This window comes from Winslowiella iniecta (genome assembly GCF_001267535.1).
Classification (GTDB): domain Bacteria; phylum Pseudomonadota; class Gammaproteobacteria; order Enterobacterales; family Enterobacteriaceae; genus Erwinia; species Erwinia iniecta.
This window is the reverse complement of the sequence record NZ_JRXE01000009.1, coordinates 1-17,095: the sequence shown is the minus strand read 5'-3', so window position 1 is coordinate 17,095 and position 17,095 is coordinate 1. Positions and strand designations below refer to the sequence as shown.

Here is a 17,095-nt window from a genome sequence, read left to right as displayed (position 1 = left end):
GATAAGCAATCGCTGCTGTGGTTGCCGCTGGAGTCAGATATGGAGTGGAAGCTGGGTTTAATCTGGCGTGAAGGCAGCTATCTGTCGCGCAGCGCGCAGGCGTGGATTCACTGTTGTCGTGAGTTCTGGCCGGGCGAAGCTCCGAGGTTGTCGGTGTAAATATTAGTTGTCGGGGAGCCGTTTTCGGCTCCCGTCCTGATAGCATGCGAGGTGCTAACCCTCGACACGGGCGGCGAGAACGCCGCCCCTGGGGCAGAGAAATCGGCTACTCCTCTTTCTCAATCAGCAGTGCTTCCAGCAAATCGAGATCGTGCAGCAGCTTCATCATGGTTTCGTTACTGATTTGCTGAGTGGCGCGCAGATGGTAAACCTCGCCACGCTCGGCGCGCAGCGCGGTTAAGCGGAAGCGACGCTCAAGGTTTTCAGCAAACAGCGCGCGTTCCGCATCCTCTTTGCCATCAATGCGGCGACGCATATTGCCGGCAACCCGCGCACTGATCTCTTTCAGCAACTCGTTATCGATATTCTCTTCGGTATCGACCGCCAGTCGCTCTTCCATTTTACGCAGGCTTTCAATCGCCACACCGGCCATTGCAGCACGCGCATTCTGCATCTCATGGCGATGGGCTGACTTATCAATCCCCTCGACACCACGCAGCAGAATCGGCAGCAAAATGACACCGACAAACAGTGAGAAAAGAATCACTCCGGTCGCGAGGAAAATCAGCTCATAACGTGCCGGGAAATCATCGCCATTGGTCAGCAACAGCGGAATCGACAGCACACCCGCGAGGGTAATCGCACCACGCACGCCAGCAAACGACGCAATTAACAACTCACGCGTGGAGTAGTTGCCGAACTCCATCGGGCGCTTGGTCAGGAAACGACGGCTCAGGCGCTGCATAATGAACAACCAGCCGAAACGCACAATCATCAGCGCCGCGTAGATCAGCACGATATCGGTAAACAACATCCACAGCTGAACATTCGGGTCAGCATTCGCCTGCGCCACCGAGGTTTCCAGAATGCCCGGTAACTGCAGACCCAGCATCAGGAACACCATGCCGTTAAACACAAACTCCAGCATCTGCCAGACGCTGTTGGCACGCAAACGCATTGCCAGCGGAGCCTGACGCATAATGCCGGAACGGGTGATGGTCATACCGGCCGCCACCGCCGCCAGAATGCCGGAAACCCCAAGGTGTTCGGCAATCAGATAAGAGGCAAACGGCAGCAGCAGCAGCAGTACGGTTTGCGTTGCCGGATCGTCACCGCTCAGTCGGCTGAATACACGCAAAGATTTACCGAACAGCCAGCAGACGGCGATACCGGCCAGCAGGCCGCCAATCGCCACCTTTACGAATTCGACGCTGGCGCCGGATACGGTAAACACCATGGTGCCCATCGCGACCGCGACGGCAAACTTCAGCGACACCAGGCCAGAGGCGTCGTTCATCAGCGCCTCGCCCTGCAAAATCGACATGATTTTCTTCGGTATCCGCCCTTCGCCAACAATGCCGGAGAGTGCCACCGCATCGGTCGGCGACAGCACCGCCGCCAGCGCAAACGCCGGAATCAGTGGAATACCTGGCACCATCCAGTAAATCAGATAACCAATCCCGACCACGGTAATCAGCACCAGTACCAGCGCCAGACCAATTATTTCGCGGCCATGATGCAGGAATTCACTGGTCGGGGTTTTCCAGCCGTCGGCAAACAGCAGCGGCGGAATAAACAGAACCAAAAACAGCTCAGGATCGAAGTCAACGTGCAGGCCGAACGTGGGCCAGGCTAACAGCGCACCGGCAGCGATTTGCACCAGCGGTAAAGGGATCTGAAACGGGATAATGCGTGCAGCGACACCAGAGAGTGAAACCACCAGCGTCATAATGAGTATTGTAAAAAATATTTCCATGCTTTCCTTGTAGCCTCTTCTTCCGACAGGCGTGATAAATGCTGGCATGGGGAACGACATGCCTCAGGGAATTGTAAAACAAAAAAGCAGACCGTTTAAAAACAGGACGTGCGGTTAAGGAAATTAGAGACGATTCTGGCGTAATAAAGCCGAAATATGGCGGGATATAGCGGAAAAGAAACTTTTTGCTGGGGCATCCATTCCCCATGCAGAATCACTGATTAAATCGCCCAGCCACCAGCATAAAAAGCCACCAGCGCCACAGCAATCACCAGCGTACCGATATTCAGCTTACGCCATTCACCGGCAAAGATACGACCAATGACCAGCGCACCAAAGCCCAGCATAATACCGGTGACGATATTACAGGTGAGCACGATAAATACCGCACACAGCAAGCCGGACATCGCATCAACAAAGTCGCTGAAATCGATTTTCGATACGTTGCTCAGCATCAGCAAGCCAACATACATCAGCGCCGGTGCGGTGGCATACGCCGGCACCAGATAAGCCAGCGGCGACATAAACAGAATCAGCATAAACAGCAGGCCAACCACAATCGCCGTCAGACCGGTTTTGCCCCCCGCCGCCGTACCCGCTGCGGACTCAATATACACCGCCGCAGGCGATGAACCGACCAGACCGGCAAACACGCTGCTAAGCGAATCAGTGGTCAGCGCTTTACCGCCGTTAATAATCTGATTGTCTTTATCCAGCAGATTAGCCTGCCCCGCGACGGCACGAATGGTGCCGGTGGCATCAAACACCGCCGTCATCACCAGCGCCAGCACGGTCGGTAATACCGCCGGTTTCAGCGCGCCGAGAATATCCAGACTGAATACCAGCGAGTGTCCATTGGCGTCGCTCAGGCTCGGCATGGCAAACAGCCCCTGGTATTTCACCGCCGGATCGAAGATCAGCCCGATAACGGAAATCGCGATAATCGTCAGCAGAATCCCGCCCGGCACGCGCAGTTTTTCCAGACCAAAGATCGCCGCGAGGCCGATAAGCGATAACAGAACCGGGAAAGAAGCAAAGTCACCCAGCGCCACAGGCAGACCCGGAGCCGGGTTTTTCACCACCAGACCGACGCCGTCTGCGGCGATCAGCAGCAGAAACAGGCCGATACCTACTCCGGTACCGTGCGCCACCCCCATCGGCAAATTACGCAGAATCCATGCACGAATGCCGGTGGCCGAGATAATGGTAAACAGCACCCCCATCAGGAATACCGCGCCCAGTGCGACCGGCACACTGATCTGCTGACCCAGCACCAGGCTAAAAGCCGTAAAGGCGGTCAGTGAAATCGCACAGCCAATCGCCATCGGCAAATTAGCCCATAAACCCATAATAATTGAGCCAAAACCGGCAACCAGGCAGGTTGAAACAAACACTGCGGTTGGCGGAAAGCCTGCTTTACCCAGCATACCCGGCACCACAATCACCGAATAAACCATGGCAAGGAAGGTCGTGAGGCCAGCTAAAACCTCCTGGCGCACGCTACTGTTGCGCGCAGAGATTTTGAACCAGGCGTCGAAAGAACCGCCGGCCTGACGTGAAGGAGTCGACATAGAGAATATCCCCTGAGATTTCTTATGATGTATGCATGCGCGGCGCGTATCACTCGCACCCTGGTGGCGGGAAACACGCTTCCCGGCATAAAATCTGTTTTTTTCAGATAAGCGAAGAAGCAAACGTTTACTTCGCCGCCCAGATAAAAGGCGCACCAGGTGCGCCGTTTTAAAAGGCAAACGATTATCCTGCCTTTAATAGCGCATTTTCAACTGCTGTTTGCGGTTAATTGACGCCTTTCGCGATATTGCCCGCAGGTCGATGCGCTCACTGACTGCCGATCAGACTCTACTCATCGGCGGCAATATTGCGTAATAGTGTTTTCTTATCAACAACTCGGCGTCACAACCGGCTGAAACCTTTGTGGTAAAGGGCTCAACTCAGTTTCAGCTCACCCCCCTGCTGAATAGCACGTTGCCAGGCGGCACGGGTCTGAATTTTATCCAGCCAGGCTTGGGTATGGGGTGTATTCCCCAGGCTACCGCGCGTTATCAGCGCCTGGAGCGGAAAGCTCATCTGCACATCGGCGATACTGAAATTTTGCCCGGCAAACCATGAATTTTTAGCCAGATGCTGCTCGATAAATTGTTGATGCGTAGCGATTTGCTTATTGAGATACGCCTTCTGTACACCTTTACCAAAAGCCGCACCAATCGGACGCATCAGCCACGGCACCGGCGGTTTGCCCATCCGACTGAAGATCAGTTTCATCACCAGCAGCGGCATTAACGAGCCTTCCGCATAGTGCAGCCAGTAACGAGACTGTAGCTGCTCTTCCTCATCAGAAAGTTTCAGCCGATATTCTGTGTCATATCGCTCCGCCAGATACTCAAGGATCGCCCCGGATTCGGCAATCACGCGATTGTCATCGGTAATGACCGGTGATTTACCGAGCGGATGGATTTTTTTTAACTCGGGTGGTGCCAGCATGGTGTTCTCACGCTGATAGCGTTTGATCTGGTAAGGCACTTCCAGCTCTTCCAGCAGCCACAGCACACGTTGCGAGCGCGAATTATCGAGATGATGAACAGTGATCATGGCGTAACCTTGTGTTTAACTGCGGTTTATCAGTATAGACCTTCGTCATCACTTTCAATTTCCGGATTAAGCAAAATCGCCCCGGTTCCCTGCGTGGAAAGACGGTCGTCCGGGTTACGCAGCGGACAGTCACTCATCGACAAACAGCCGCAGCCAATGCAGCCATCCAGCTGATCGCGCAGGCGCGTCAGGGTTTCGATGCGCTTATCCAGTTCTGAACGCCACTGCTGCGTCAGTTCAGACCACGCCTTGACCGAAATCTTTTTATCGACCGGCACGTTCATCAGGTTGTCACTGACGGTTGCCAGTGGAATGCCGATACGCTGGGCAATTTTGATAATCGCCACCCGGCGCAGCACATCGCGCTGATAGCGCCGCTGGTTACCTGCGTTACGCGTGCTGGAAATTAACCCTTTGGATTCATAAAAGTGCAGCGCGGAGACGGCGACGCCGCAGCGTTTTGCGACTTCGCCGGGCGTCAGAACGGTTTTCTGCCGATTGCGATCTTTTTTCATTTAGCCCTTTACCTCAAGTTAACTTGAGGAATTATACTCCTCCACCAACAAAACAGCGAAATCAAAATCTCTAAATGAAGGATGAGGTCATGATGCATAACGATATTATTCATACACTGACTGACTGGATTGAACAGAATTTAGATAAAACTTTGTCGATTGATGAAGTGGCGGCGAAATCAGGCTATTCGAAGTGGCATCTGCAACGTATGTTCCGTACCGTCACGAAACAGACGTTGGGTGGCTACATTCGGGAGCGTCGTCTGACGCTGGCGGCGGAAGCGCTGTCAAAAACTCAGCGCCCGGTGTTTGATATTGCTATGCAGTATGGTTATGACTCGCAGCAGACCTTTTCCCGCGTGTTTCGCCGTCAGTTTTCACAGACGCCAACCGCCTATCGCCACACCATGCGTCGCCAGAGTTTGACGCGTCAGCGCCCCTACCAGTTTGACTGCGCAGCACGCTTCGCAGGTTGCGGTCAGAGTAACTGATAACCTGTCCTTCCCCCCTGATGCCATAGCTACAGGGGGCCGCTTGATCTTCCTTTCCCAGAATTCCCTGCCAGCGCTGAGCAAAAAACTACCATACCAGGTATAAAAATCGTTCAATATTTAAAATCCGGTGATATAATGTGATCCACGTCACATATACAACCCGGTATCAGCGCGCTGAGAAATTTCCCTGCACTTCTTCAGCCCTTTTGATGATGCCGCTTTTTTTACGTCAGGGCATATCATCTCAAGAGGCTTGTTCGATGGGCACTTTAACTGCCAGTGTGCTACTTATGCGTTGGGAACTGCTGAGTGCAGTTATGATGTTTTTCGCCAGTACTTTTAAAATCAAATGCCGCCAGAGCAGTCGTAATGCCATGGCGTTTATCTTTAGTGGCATTGGTATTGGCATGTCATGCTGGTTTGTAACGGGTTTACTGGGTATTACCCTGAGCATGGACAACGTTAACCATTTCTGGGACGTGTCAAAAAATGTCTTTGTTGATGTTATGAGTCAGGCACCCGCCAACTGGCCAATGCCGTAAGCGCATTAGCTGGATGACGAAATCGGCTTAATGACCGGTTCAGGTTTAATCCGCATCGCATAGATAACCCCGGCCATCAGGCAGACAATACCGCACAGCGTCATCAACGGTGGCCACTGCTGGCGCAGCAGAAAGGTATATCCCAGCCCCGCCAGAATCTCAAAAACGATCAATGGGCCAACCAGTACCGTCGGCAGACGCTGGCTGGCCTCGTTCCAGCATAGTGTCCCCAGCCACGAACACAACAGACCGATCACCAGCATCAACGGAATAAACACTTCCGGACGCGGGCCAAACGGCAGCGCGAACGCCGGCTGCGTCAGCGCCAGATTCGCCGTCACCACCAGACCGGCAATCAACGCCACTGGCAATGTTACCAGCCCTTGTGCGGTGGCCCAGGTAGCCGGTTTTTTATCCGGATTTTCTCGCAGCCAGCGAGAGTTGCGTAACGGATACCAGGTCCAGCAGGCCACGGCGACCAGCGCCAGCGCAATACCGCTGAGATAACGCCAGAGATCGAAAGCCACCGCCCCGCTTTGCAGTTCCGCCGCATTAACACATACCAGCCCCAGCGCAATCAACACCAGTGCTGGCGTCAGTTTACGCCACGACAATCTGCCATCGTGATGACCATAAACCAGATTGGCAGTGACCGAAATCACCACCGGCAGCGTGCCGATAATCATGGTCGAGACTGGCGCGCCGGTTCGCTGAATCGCATTGGCGAGACAGGTGTAATAAAGAATATTGCCGACCAGCGTCAGTTTTAACGCCTCAATCCAGTCAGCACGTGACAGCAGGCGTAAACGCTGACGCGCATGCCATGCCAGCGGCAAAGCCAGCAGGCCAAACGCCACGTAACGCCCGACCGATTGCAACGCCCCCGGATATTCCGGCACCAGCAGCGGCCCGACAAAAATTAATCCCCACATTAAGCCAGCAGAGAGGGCAAACAATACGCCTGCGAACATGTTTTAACCTGCAATAACCGTGAAATCAGCGATCAGTCTGGCGTGAATCACGGCAAAAATATTGTATGAAATTGCGGTTAACGTCGCGCCAGCGTGACCTGCTTTTGATAGCGGCCCGGCGTAATGCCATAGCGCTGAGAGAAAGTCCGCGTCAGATGCGCCTGATCGGTCAGACCTGAAGCCGCCGCCACTTCCGCCAGCGGCAACCCCCGCGTCAGCAGCTGCTTGGCTTCAAATAAGCGAAACGCCATCAGCATCTGATGCGGCGTGACATGATACTGCTGCTTAAACTGACGCAGAAAATGAAAAGGACTCAGTGATACCAGCGCCGCCAGTTCGGCCAGAGTAATATTGCGATTAACGTTGGCACGCAGATAGTCTCTGACGATATCAAAGCGATGGGCCGGTTCGGCCACCCGCTTATTCGCCACCCGCGCATGAGGGCGGAATAATTGCATGATATTCAGCATCATACTTTCCGCCGCCAGCGAATCACTCGCCTGCCAGAGCGCCGCCAGTGCCTGTGACAACTGCTGTGAGGTCGCGAGATCGTCACGTACCGCATCGGTAAACCACCAGCCCTGCTCACCGGAGAGCGACTCCAGCATCTGCGGCTCGATATAAATCATTCGGTAGCGCCAGCCTTCATCCGTCGCTGACTCGCCGGTATGCAGTTCATCCGGGTTCATCAGTACCAGCGAATGAACGGGCGCGACGTGATTGACGCCGCGATAGCGAAAACGCTCAGCGCCAAAGTCGATAGTGCCGATACCAAAAGCCTCATGGGTATGCGGCTCAAACGCGTAGCGGGAGATATGTGCGTGATAAAGCTCCACGCCCGGCAACGACGGCAGATGGCGGAACTGCGCGCGATCTTTTTCACATGGAAACTGCTCAGGTACGCCTTGCACCGCACACTCCAGCAACTGTAAAGGAGAAAGAATAAGCATAATAGCATGCCAGTCGGCCACCCAACTTTGCAAAGGAGTTTCACATTGAACCGCTTTTTCTCTTCGGTGCTGTCAGGCGAAGTGCGCTATCACGATCTGCCTGGTGAACTCGCGCCGATTGTGTTTATTCACGGCCTGGGTTGTGCTGCGTCCTATGAATACCCGCGTGTGGCGGCCGATCCGGCACTGCGCGATCGCCGCATGATTCTGGTCGATCTACCCGGATCCGGCTTTAGCGATAAACCCACCAGCTTTAGCTATACCACCAGCGATCAGGCTCGGGTGATTGCCGAACTGCTAAACCATCTGGCATTGCCCGCGTTTACTCTGTACGGCCACAGTATGGGCGGCAGCATCGCGATTGAAGTGGCGGCATTGAAGCCCGCTAACCTGACGACACTGCTGGTCTCCGAACCCAACTTCCGCGCCGGTGGCGGCAGCTATAGCCGCATGATTGCCGCGCAGGATGAAATTGAATTTATCGCTTACGGTCACGAGCTGTTAATTGAAGAAGACAACACGCCGTGGGCCGGTTCGCTGCAAATGACCTTAGCGCAGGCCGCCTGGCGTGGCGCATCCTCGCTGGTTAACGGCATTACCCCTTCATGGCTGGAAATCTTTACCACGCTGCCGATACGCTGCGGCCTGATAGTGGGTGAATACTCACTACCTGATACAGAGTTTGATGCCGTGACGGCTGCCGGTATTCCTCTCTCGGTGGTCGCCCGCGCCGGACATTCCATGTCGTGGGAAAATCCGCAGGGATTAGCCGCAGCAATTGCCGCGGGTTGTCAGCAGTAACACCATCGCTAAGGAGAAGATTTCAATGCTTGCCGCTCATTTACGTATTGCCCGCCCGGTCAGCGACCTGCAACGCAGTGCTGCCCTGTATTGCGCCGGTTTAGGACTTCAGCAAATCGCTGACTTTAGCGACCATCAAGGCTTTAGCGGCATTATGCTCGGCGATCCACAGCTTGGCTGGCATCTGGAATTTACGGTTTGCCATCATCACCCGCTGTCACCCACCGCGACGGAAGAGGACTTACTGGTGCTCTGGCTTGCTGATAGTGCACAGTGGCAGCAGCGTTGCCAGAATATGCTGACGGCAGGATTCAGGCAGGTGCCTTCATTTAACCCTTACTGGGACGTCGCCGGCGCGACATTTGTCGATGATGATGGTTACCGGGTGGTGCTACAAAACCGCGCATGGCGATAAGTATTTCGGAATATTCAGTAACGTTCTGGCGCTTATTTTCGGCCAGACTTAACGGAACCGATTAAAAAGGAACTGAATTTATGCCGGGATACGCCAATACCCGTAACTTGTTAATTTTCTCTCTGTTAGTGCTGACGCCTGGGCTTAGCTCGGCAAATGCGGCTTACGACCAGTTTCAGCAGCAGAATGAAGCCCGACGGCAGCAACAGGTTGACGAACAGCGTCAACGGGACGAGCAACAACGCCAGCAGTTTGCTGATGATTTTCGTCTGCAACAGCAAAAGACAGCGGAGCAGAATCGTCAGACCCAGGACACGCTGGATCGCCTGCAAAAAGAGGCCGTCGAGCGCCAGCGCCAGGAGAGAGACCACGCGCGGGAAAAGAATAAGGCGAACCACGCTGATTCAGCGGATACCGGTAATATCAGCCGCCCTGCACCAGCGCCTTAATTTTCAACGCCTTTACCAGGCATTAAGGACGATGAAAATAAACAGACCGTTTCTCTTTTTACTGTGGTCATTGATAGGCTTCGTGCCGGTGTTTTCGCTTTCTTTTCCGATCATCATCTGGTTGGCACACTTTGCGCGGCTGGCTTCTGGTTTATCTGTCGCTTCAATATCCGTTAATCAGTGCATCATCAACAAGGATTTCAGTTAACCATGAATAACCCAGCCGCACGCTTGCAAGAAAAATACCCCGGCGCTTTAGTATGGGCGTTTGGTGATACAGCAGAGCTGGCAGATGAGCTGGCAGCGCTGGTGATAAAAGGCGTTAAGACTGCAAGCTGTTGTTCTTTCGACGCCTACAGTAAAGAGGCGACGCCGCCAGTGGTGGGCAGTTACAGCATCATACTGAACAGTGCAGGAGAGCCAGCTTGCGTGATCAGAACCGTCGCGCTGCGACTGGTGCGCTACTGCGACATCACTGAAGCGCAGGCCAGGCTGGAAGGCGAAGGTGATCTTAGTCTCGATTACTGGCGAGCCGGACATCAGGCCTTTTTCCAGCGAGCAGGCACATTTGCTGACGATATGGAGCTGGTTTTTGAAGAGTTTCAGCTTATCGAAACCGTTTAAATTTAACCTGCTGGCGAGCGCGTCTCGCCAGCCAATAATGCAACCTTAAACCAGATAGCGGCGGAACCAGTTAATGGTACGTTCCCAGGCCAAATCTGCCGCCGCTTTATCGTAGCGTGGCGTCGAGTCATTATGAAAACCATGATGGACGCCCGGGTAAATATAAGCTTCATACTGTTTATTATTGGCTTTTAGTGCCGCTTCATAAGCAGGCCAGCCCTCATTAATTCGCGTATCCAGCTCGGCGTAGTGAATTAATAACGGCGCTTTAATCCGCGCGGCATCTTCGGCTTTTGGCTGACGCCCGTAAAATGGCACTGCCGCTTTCAGTTCGGGATACGCCACCGCCGCGGCATTTGAGACTCCGCCACCGTAACAAAAACCGGTAATGCCCACCTTGCCGTTCACCTGTTTATGCTGCATCAAAAATTCAATCGCGGCGAAAAAGTCATTCATCAGTTTGGTGGGATCGATCGCCTGTTGCAGCTCGCGGCCTTTTTCATCATTACCCGGATAACCGCCCACTGAACTCAGCCCGTCCGGTGCCAGCGCAATAAATCCGGCTTTGGCAACGCGCCGCGCCACGTCCTCAATATAGGGGTTCAGCCCGCGATTCTCATGCACGACCACCACCGCCGGCACCGGTCCGGTTGCCGCAGCAGGACGCACCCAGTATCCCCTTACTTTCTGATGGCCATTGGGCGAGGGATATTCGATATATTCCGCGACAATATCAGGATCGGTAAATTCCACTTGCTCTGCCAGCGCATAATTGGGCATCAGCGCCCCCAATACCGCCGCCGCCGTGCCGCCGACGGCGAATTTAGCAGCCAGCGAAAGAAATTCACGCTTGGTAATTTTGCCGTGCACATAGTGATCGTAAAGCTCAAGCAGTTCCGGGGAGAAATCTTTTGCCGTCAGACGGGTCATAGCCGTGCTCCTTTCACATCAGTTAAGGGGAAAAAGCGCAGTTAACACTATGGTCTACGCTGCAAAAAGTTGCTAACGGAAAGCGCGGGGTTGACGGCTGAAATGACAGGAGCGGCGTTCTCGCCGCCCTCTGCATTCCCTCAGGACGGGAGCCGAAAACGGCTCCCCTACATCTTCCTGGGAATTGGGATAACCTAAAATGCAAAACACGAACAGCCCAGCGCGCCCCAGAAAGCATTGTCGTCGGCGACCGGCACCGACGAGCCGCGCGCGATATTGTGTGAGTGCTGATGCACGCCACATGGCCCGCTGCAATGGTGAACCTGCTGCATCAGCGCCGCGCGGCCATTGGCCTGCGGCGGTGCGCTGCGGTAGTGACCCGGCACGGTGACGACCGGCGACCAGTCCGGCAACACCGGAATTGACGGCGGTGCCAGGGGGCCGAAACTTCCCGCTGCATAGACGATTTCGCCGTCTACCATGGTCAGTACCGACTCGATACCTTTTATCGCTTCTTCCGCCACGCTGAAATAGTCCTGCGACAGAATCACCAGGTCCGCCAGCTGGCCGACTTTAATCTGCCCTTTTTTGCCCTGCTCACTGGAGAACCATGAGCTGCCCTGAGTCCAGAGCATCAGCGCCGTTTCACGATCCAGACGTGCATTATCGTCATACATCGCCATGCCGCCGACGGTACGGCCGGAAACCAGCCAGTAAAGCGCCGTCCACGGGTTATAACTGGCGACGCGAGTCGCATCGGTACCCAGCCCGACCGGTACGCCTGCCTCCAGCATCCGCGCCACCGGCGGCGTCTGTTTAGTGGCTTCTTTACCGTAACGCTCAGCGAAATATTCGCCCTGGAACGCCATGCGATGCTGTACCGCAATGCCGCCGCCCAGCGCTTTTACTCGCTCGATATTGGCTTCGGTAATGGTTTCGGCGTGGTCAAAGAACCAGTGCAGACCATTAAACGGGATCTCTCGGTTAACCTTTTCAAACACATCCAGCATGCGGCTGATTGATTCGTTATAAGTTGCATGCAAACGGAATGGCCAGCGCTGCTCCACCAGATGACGCACCACGCGCTCCAGCTCATCTTCCATACCGGGAGCCAGATCGGGACGCGGTTCAAGGAAGTCTTCGAAGTCGGCCGCCGAGAACACCAGCATTTCACCGGCACCGTTATGGCGATAAAAATCCGTGCCCTGGCCCGGCTTCAGCATATCGGTCCACTTCTCAAAATCTTCCAGTTCATGGCCGGGGCGCTGGGTAAACAGGTTGTAGGCAATACGAATGGTCAGCTGTTTTTTGGCGTGCAGCTCAGAAATCACTTCGTAATCATCGGGATAGTTCTGGAAGCCGCCACCGGCGTCAATCGCGCTGGTCACGCCCAGACGGTTCAGTTCCCGCATAAACTGGCGCGTCGAGTTAACCTGTTGCTCCAGCGGCAGTTTCGGCCCTTTCGCCAGCGTGGCATACAGTATCATCGCATTAGGGCGCGCAATCAGCATCCCGGTCGGATTGCCTTTGCTGTCGCGCTGAATTTCACCGCCCGGCGGATTCGGCGTGTCGCGGGTATAGCCGACAACTTTCAGTGCCGCGCGGTTCAGCAAGGCACGATCGTACAGGTGCAGGATAAAGACTGGCGTATCCGGCGCGGCTTCATTAATTTCATCCAGCGTTGGCATGCGGCGCTCAGCAAACTGAAATTCGTTCCAGCCGCCCACCACACGTACCCACTGCGGATTCGGCGTGCGCAGCGCCTGCTCTTTCAGCATTCTTAACGCGTCCGCCAGTGAAGGCACGCCTTCCCAGCGCAGTTCAAGGTTGTAGTTCAGGCCACCACGAATTAAATGCAGGTGCGAGTCGTTCAGCCCCGGAATACCGGTATGCCCTTGCAGATCGACGACGTTGGTCGCCGCATCGGCATATTGCATCACCTCCGCTTCCGTTCCCACTGCCAGAAATTTGCCGTCTTTGATCGCCACCGCGGTTGCCAGCGGATTCTCACGATCCACCGTATGAAACTTACCGTTGGTCAGAACTAATGAAGCTGTTGTCATTACTTTTCTCCAGGTAAGGCTAACCGCGCGGGGTCAGCCAGTTTTTAAGCAGGCGAGTGATTGCCGGCATCCACAGATATACCACCAGCGCGACTACGCAGGCATCGTTAAGAAAATGTCCCCACAGAGTGCCCTGGCTGGCTGGCAGCACATGCCCCCAGAACCAGGGAACCAGATTGGTGGACGGAAAGATTACCGCCAGCGTCACCAGAAACTGCTTCCAGCGCGCCGGAGCCGGGGAAGCCGGAGTTGCGGGCGTAAACCAGAATGCAGCACCAGGACGCATTTCAATATGTTCCGGCGTCATCAGCATTTCCGGCAGCTCGGCCACCCGCGCTTTACGCTCGCTGGAGTGGATCCAGTGATAAAGATTATCCAGGCTGTCGAATCTGATCAGGATGGTATAGGTCATTTCGCCATGCACCGGACGCAGTACATTAACGCCCAGATGGCCGGTAAACAGCGCCGCCTGCGGCATAATTTTTTCCAGCCAGCGTTCGTAATCCGGCTGTTTTCCCGGTTGCAGACGGTGAGTAATCACCAGGGTGACATGCTCTGGCTGATGGGGATAGTCCACGATATTCTCCTTTATGACCTGTGATTTCACCGTCAGGGGTTGTATTCAGTGGGGAAACAATACGAAATAGGAATTGTTATTGATAACGGAAAGATTTTGAGTTGTTGTTAAACAATTTTTGGGGTCAGTTAAACGATGCGATTAAACCTTGAAGCTTTGATGATCCTTGATGCGCTGGATCGTCACGGCACCTTTGCGGCCGCGGCGGCCAGAATGTTCAAAACGGCTTCCGCTTTAAGCTATACGATTCAAAAAATGGAAAGCGATCTGAATATCACCCTGCTGGATCGCTCCGGTCACCGCGCCACATTCACCTCGACCGGTCGACTGATGCTGGAAAAAGGTCGCGTGCTGCTGCGTGCGGTGGGCGAGCTGGAGCAGCAGGCAAAATATGTTGAGAGCGGCTGGGAAAGCAAACTGACCATCAGCCTCGATGCTTCGGTGCCGTTTGCGCTGCTTTCGCCGTTGATCGATGAGTTTTATCAGCAACATCAACACACTCAGCTGCTTTTCCGCCACGACGTGCTGGCAGGCTGCTGGGAGGCGTTAACTTACGGTGAAGCCGACATTGTGTTCGGCGCGGTGCAGGAACCGGCCAGGCATAAGGGCATTCAGTGCGTCCCGATTGGCTGGCTGGAGTATGTGTTTGCTATCGCCCCCCATCATCCACTGGCTTCGTTACCGGCACCGCTGTTGAGAGAGCAGATTCGCCAGTATCGTGCGGTGGTGGTGAATGACTCATCGCGTCACAGTGAAGGCGCAGACCTGCGGGTGCTGGACGATCAACCGATCCTCAGCGTGCACAGCTTTAACGATAAAGTGCAGGCGCAGCTTGACGGACTGGGTTGTGGCTATCTGCCACGCTACCTGGCGGCACCGCATCTGGCGAGCGGGAAACTGGTCGAGCGTCAGCTGGATAGCGAACCGCGCCGCGATCAGGCTTTCCTGGCGTGGAATGAGAGCGCCACCGGCAATGCTGCAAGCTGGTGGCGGGAAAAACTGCAAACGTTTAGCGGCATTCGCGCGGTCTATGCGCCGGAATAAACGCCGCCGCACTGCATCTTGCCAGCGCGGCGGTGTGGGTTTTAATGCAGAGACAGCAGATGGTGAACGACCGGCTTGCTGTCGCCACGGTGGAAACTGACCACCTCGCGTTGCAGATCGGCATCGGCGTGCGAAACGCGCTGATGCTGACGCAGATGCTCCTGCCATGACTCCACCAGGAACCACTCGACCAGGGTATCAGGCTCCGCACTGTGCTCGGCAATGCCCCAGGCATAAGCGCCATCGCGACGGCGTGACAGTGAAAACTTCTTAATCGTCGCCAGAAACGCCGGACGATCTGCTGCGGCTACCTGATAGTGAATCTGAATCATTACCGGACCACGATCGGCGTGCGCATCCCCTTCCACTACCGGCGCATCCCAGTGACCAGAAGGTTGTAAATCATCCTCACCGCTCGGCAAAGTTAAGCGCCAGAACAGCAGCGCCGACAGTAACAGCGCCGCACCTGCCAGCAACAGCGTGGTCACCAGGCCGGTCTGACTCGCCACCAGCCCCCAGAACAGACTTCCCGCCGCCATCGCACCGTTAAACACCATCAGATAGACCGACAAGCCACGGCCACGTACCCAGTCCGGCAGCACCGCTTGCGCCACGCCGTTCAGCGTCGTCAGCGCAATAATCCAGCTGACGCCCAGCAGCACCATCAGTGGCAGTGCCAGCCACTGTACCGGCAACAGCGCCAGTACCACCATCACCAGCGCAGAAAGCGCGGCGGAGAGTAATAACAAACCGTCACTGCTCATCACCTGGCGTAAACGAGCCAGCAGTAATGCGCCGACAATCGCGCCAACGCCCACCGCGCCGAGCATAATGCCGTAGAATCCGGCGCTACTCTGTAACAGATTACGCGCCACCAGCGGCAGTAAGGCCCAGATCGCGCTGGCAAAGGCGAAGTAAATCGCGGCGCGCAGCAGTACCCGGTGCAGCTCACGGCTGGCTTTGACGTAACGCATTCCGGCACGGAAGGCACCGAAGAAGTGTTCCTGCAATGCATCTTTAGGTTTTTGCGGGCGCTTCCACCACAGTAAAGCCGCGAGCACAAACACATAGCTGAGTACATCTGCGCCATACGCCGCCCAGGCACCCAGCGCCGCCAGCAGTAATCCGCCGGTCGCCGGGCCGATGGCACGGGCAATATTAATGCCCAATGAGTTAAGCGCGACCGCGTTACGCAATTGCGGACGCGGCACCAGTTCCGGCACAATCGCCTGCCACGCCGGGCCCATCAACGCGGCACCGATACCGCCAACAAAGGTCAGTGCAATCAGATAATCCACCGTCAGCAAATTATTATGCGACAGCAGCAGTAACGTGCCGCTGACGCTGGCTAACAGTAGCTGAACGAAAATCAGCAAGCGTCGACGATCAAGAATATCGGACAGTACCCCGGCCGGGATCGCCAGCAAAAAGATCGGTAACGTTGCCGCAGTTTGCATCAGCGCTACCGCCGCCGGGTTCGATGACAACCCGGTCACCAGCCACGAGCTGGCAACATCGCGCATAAAGCTGCCGGTATTGCCAAGGATGGTCGCCGCCCAGATAACCGCGAACAAACCTTGTTTTAGTGGAGCAAATGCGCCAGTGGATGCCGTATTCTGACTCATGCTTTTTCCCTCAGGTCATTCAGCGCCACATACAGCAGTGCCCCCACCAGACCGATATGTTCAAAAAAGGCGTTCATTACCATGCCGCGTTCCGGCCCATCCAGCAGCCAGAAGCGGTTAGCCATAAAGGTTGCGGCGAGGGTAAACAGCGCCAGCGCCAGTGCGGCCAGCCAGCGCCACCGTCCGGTGAGGATCAGCAGTGATGCCCCCAGTTCCAGCACGATAACGGCGACGGCAAACGGTGCCGCAGGCGACAGACCAAAATGCTGCATTTCCGCCAGCGCGGCGGGGAAGTCGAACAGTTTGACTAATCCGCCCTGCAAATACGCAGCGCAGATAGCCAGCAACAGCAGCCAGTGCAGAACGTTGGTCGACGCCCGGTGGGCAGCAACGGTGGAAACAGGGATAGCAGGCATCATTCTCTCCTGCCGGAACCGCTGGGGTATCAGGGTTCCGGCGTCAATCTGTAGTGGGCGGGCTGATTAAGCCTGACGTTGTGGGGCTTTATGCACCAGGGTGTAGGCATAATCCACGCCCATGCCGTAAGCACCGCTGTGCTCACGCACCAGA

General features: G+C 55.3%; 18 protein-coding genes and 2 pseudogenes. 8 read left to right on the top strand and 12 right to left on the bottom strand.

Annotation, left to right across the window (positions count from 1 at the left end; all coding sequences use genetic code 11):
* Nucleotides 1-159, top strand: a pseudogene (locus tag NG42_RS23420) (LysR family transcriptional regulator); the annotation flags it as partial.
* A gap of 106 nt (nucleotides 160-265) precedes the next feature.
* Here NG42_RS23420 and NG42_RS07770 read toward each other — a convergent pair.
* The 4 genes from NG42_RS07770 to soxR form a co-directional block, all read right to left on the bottom strand.
* Nucleotides 266-1,915 (bottom strand): Na+/H+ antiporter, encoded by a 1,650-nt coding sequence (locus tag NG42_RS07770; protein WP_052898755.1) that lies wholly within the window; start codon nucleotides 1,913-1,915, stop codon nucleotides 266-268.
* A gap of 221 nt (nucleotides 1,916-2,136) precedes the next feature.
* Nucleotides 2,137-3,486, bottom strand: a complete 1,350-nt coding sequence (locus tag NG42_RS07765) for an NCS2 family permease (protein WP_052898754.1) — start codon at nucleotides 3,484-3,486, stop codon at nucleotides 2,137-2,139.
* 376 nt (nucleotides 3,487-3,862) lie between these two features.
* Complete coding sequence (locus NG42_RS07760; RefSeq protein ID WP_052898753.1) at nucleotides 3,863-4,525, bottom strand: glutathione S-transferase family protein; 663 nt, start codon at nucleotides 4,523-4,525, stop codon at nucleotides 3,863-3,865.
* Nucleotides 4,526-4,554: 29 nt separating this feature from the next.
* Nucleotides 4,555-5,040: a redox-sensitive transcriptional activator SoxR gene (gene soxR, locus NG42_RS07755; protein WP_052898752.1), complete on the bottom strand. Its 486-nt coding sequence runs from the start codon at nucleotides 5,038-5,040 to the stop codon at nucleotides 4,555-4,557.
* Nucleotides 5,041-5,129: 89 nt separating this feature from the next.
* On the opposite strand from soxR, the gene soxS reads away from it, so the two are divergent.
* Both soxS and NG42_RS07745 read left to right on the top strand, forming a co-directional pair.
* Entirely contained in the window at nucleotides 5,130-5,531 is a 402-nt protein-coding gene (gene soxS, locus NG42_RS07750) for a superoxide response transcriptional regulator SoxS (RefSeq protein ID WP_052898750.1), read from the top strand.
* 263 nt (nucleotides 5,532-5,794) lie between these two features.
* A complete protein-coding gene (locus tag NG42_RS07745) occupies nucleotides 5,795-6,076 on the top strand; it encodes a YjcB family protein (RefSeq protein WP_052898748.1) in 282 nt (93 codons plus the stop codon).
* A 5-nt stretch (nucleotides 6,077-6,081) separates the two neighbouring features.
* Here NG42_RS07745 and NG42_RS07740 read toward each other — a convergent pair whose 3' ends face one another.
* Both NG42_RS07740 and NG42_RS07735 read right to left on the bottom strand, forming a co-directional pair.
* Nucleotides 6,082-7,047 (bottom strand): DMT family transporter, encoded by a 966-nt coding sequence (locus NG42_RS07740; RefSeq protein WP_052898746.1) that lies wholly within the window; start codon nucleotides 7,045-7,047, stop codon nucleotides 6,082-6,084.
* Nucleotides 7,048-7,124: 77 nt separating this feature from the next.
* Nucleotides 7,125-7,958: an AraC family transcriptional regulator gene (locus tag NG42_RS07735; RefSeq protein ID WP_052898861.1), complete on the bottom strand. Its 834-nt coding sequence runs from the start codon at nucleotides 7,956-7,958 to the stop codon at nucleotides 7,125-7,127.
* Between the two features lie 84 nt (nucleotides 7,959-8,042).
* On the opposite strand from NG42_RS07735, the gene NG42_RS07730 reads away from it, so the two are divergent.
* The 4 genes from NG42_RS07730 to NG42_RS07715 all read left to right on the top strand — a co-directional run bounded on the left by NG42_RS07730 (nucleotide 8,043) and on the right by NG42_RS07715 (nucleotide 10,286).
* Nucleotides 8,043-8,798 (top strand): alpha/beta fold hydrolase, encoded by a 756-nt coding sequence (locus NG42_RS07730; protein WP_052898744.1) that lies wholly within the window; start codon nucleotides 8,043-8,045, stop codon nucleotides 8,796-8,798.
* 25 nt (nucleotides 8,799-8,823) lie between these two features.
* On the top strand, nucleotides 8,824-9,213 hold the full coding sequence (locus tag NG42_RS07725; RefSeq protein WP_052898742.1) for a VOC family protein: 390 nt from the start codon (nucleotides 8,824-8,826) through the stop codon (nucleotides 9,211-9,213).
* An 80-nt stretch (nucleotides 9,214-9,293) separates the two neighbouring features.
* Nucleotides 9,294-9,662 carry a hypothetical protein gene (locus NG42_RS07720; RefSeq protein WP_052898739.1) on the top strand — a complete coding sequence of 123 codons (369 nt, stop codon included), beginning with the start codon at nucleotides 9,294-9,296 and terminating at the stop codon, nucleotides 9,660-9,662.
* A gap of 210 nt (nucleotides 9,663-9,872) precedes the next feature.
* Nucleotides 9,873-10,286 carry an ASCH domain-containing protein gene (locus NG42_RS07715; RefSeq protein WP_052898737.1) on the top strand — a complete coding sequence of 138 codons (414 nt, stop codon included), beginning with the start codon at nucleotides 9,873-9,875 and terminating at the stop codon, nucleotides 10,284-10,286.
* A 45-nt stretch (nucleotides 10,287-10,331) separates the two neighbouring features.
* Here NG42_RS07715 and yghX read toward each other — a convergent pair whose 3' ends face one another.
* The 3 genes from yghX to NG42_RS07700 form a co-directional block, all read right to left on the bottom strand.
* The gene (yghX, locus tag NG42_RS07710; RefSeq protein WP_052898735.1) at nucleotides 10,332-11,216 is read right to left on the bottom strand and encodes a YghX family hydrolase; all 885 of its coding nucleotides are present in this window, start codon (nucleotides 11,214-11,216) and stop codon (nucleotides 10,332-10,334) included.
* Nucleotides 11,217-11,410: 194 nt separating this feature from the next.
* Nucleotides 11,411-13,279, bottom strand: coding sequence for an amidohydrolase (locus NG42_RS07705; protein ID WP_052898733.1), 1,869 nt, complete (start codon nucleotides 13,277-13,279; stop codon nucleotides 11,411-11,413).
* A gap of 19 nt (nucleotides 13,280-13,298) precedes the next feature.
* Nucleotides 13,299-13,856, bottom strand: coding sequence for an antibiotic biosynthesis monooxygenase (locus tag NG42_RS07700; protein ID WP_052898731.1), 558 nt, complete (start codon nucleotides 13,854-13,856; stop codon nucleotides 13,299-13,301).
* Between the two features lie 135 nt (nucleotides 13,857-13,991).
* Here NG42_RS07700 and NG42_RS07695 point away from each other — a divergent pair, with 135 nt between their 5' ends.
* Entirely contained in the window at nucleotides 13,992-14,900 is a 909-nt protein-coding gene (locus NG42_RS07695; RefSeq protein WP_052898729.1) for a LysR family transcriptional regulator, read from the top strand.
* A 41-nt stretch (nucleotides 14,901-14,941) separates the two neighbouring features.
* On the opposite strand, the gene NG42_RS07690 is transcribed toward NG42_RS07695, so the two are convergent.
* From NG42_RS07690 to NG42_RS23115, 3 genes and pseudogenes are all read right to left on the bottom strand, one after another.
* Nucleotides 14,942-16,525: an MFS transporter gene (locus NG42_RS07690; protein ID WP_052898727.1), complete on the bottom strand. Its 1,584-nt coding sequence runs from the start codon at nucleotides 16,523-16,525 to the stop codon at nucleotides 14,942-14,944.
* Nucleotides 16,522-16,941 (bottom strand): DoxX family protein, encoded by a 420-nt coding sequence (locus tag NG42_RS07685; RefSeq protein WP_052898725.1) that lies wholly within the window; start codon nucleotides 16,939-16,941, stop codon nucleotides 16,522-16,524. Before NG42_RS07685 ends, NG42_RS07690 begins: the two co-directional genes overlap by 4 nt.
* Nucleotides 16,942-17,007: 66 nt before the next feature.
* Nucleotides 17,008-17,095 (bottom strand): annotated as a pseudogene (locus NG42_RS23115) (hydrolase); the annotation flags it as partial.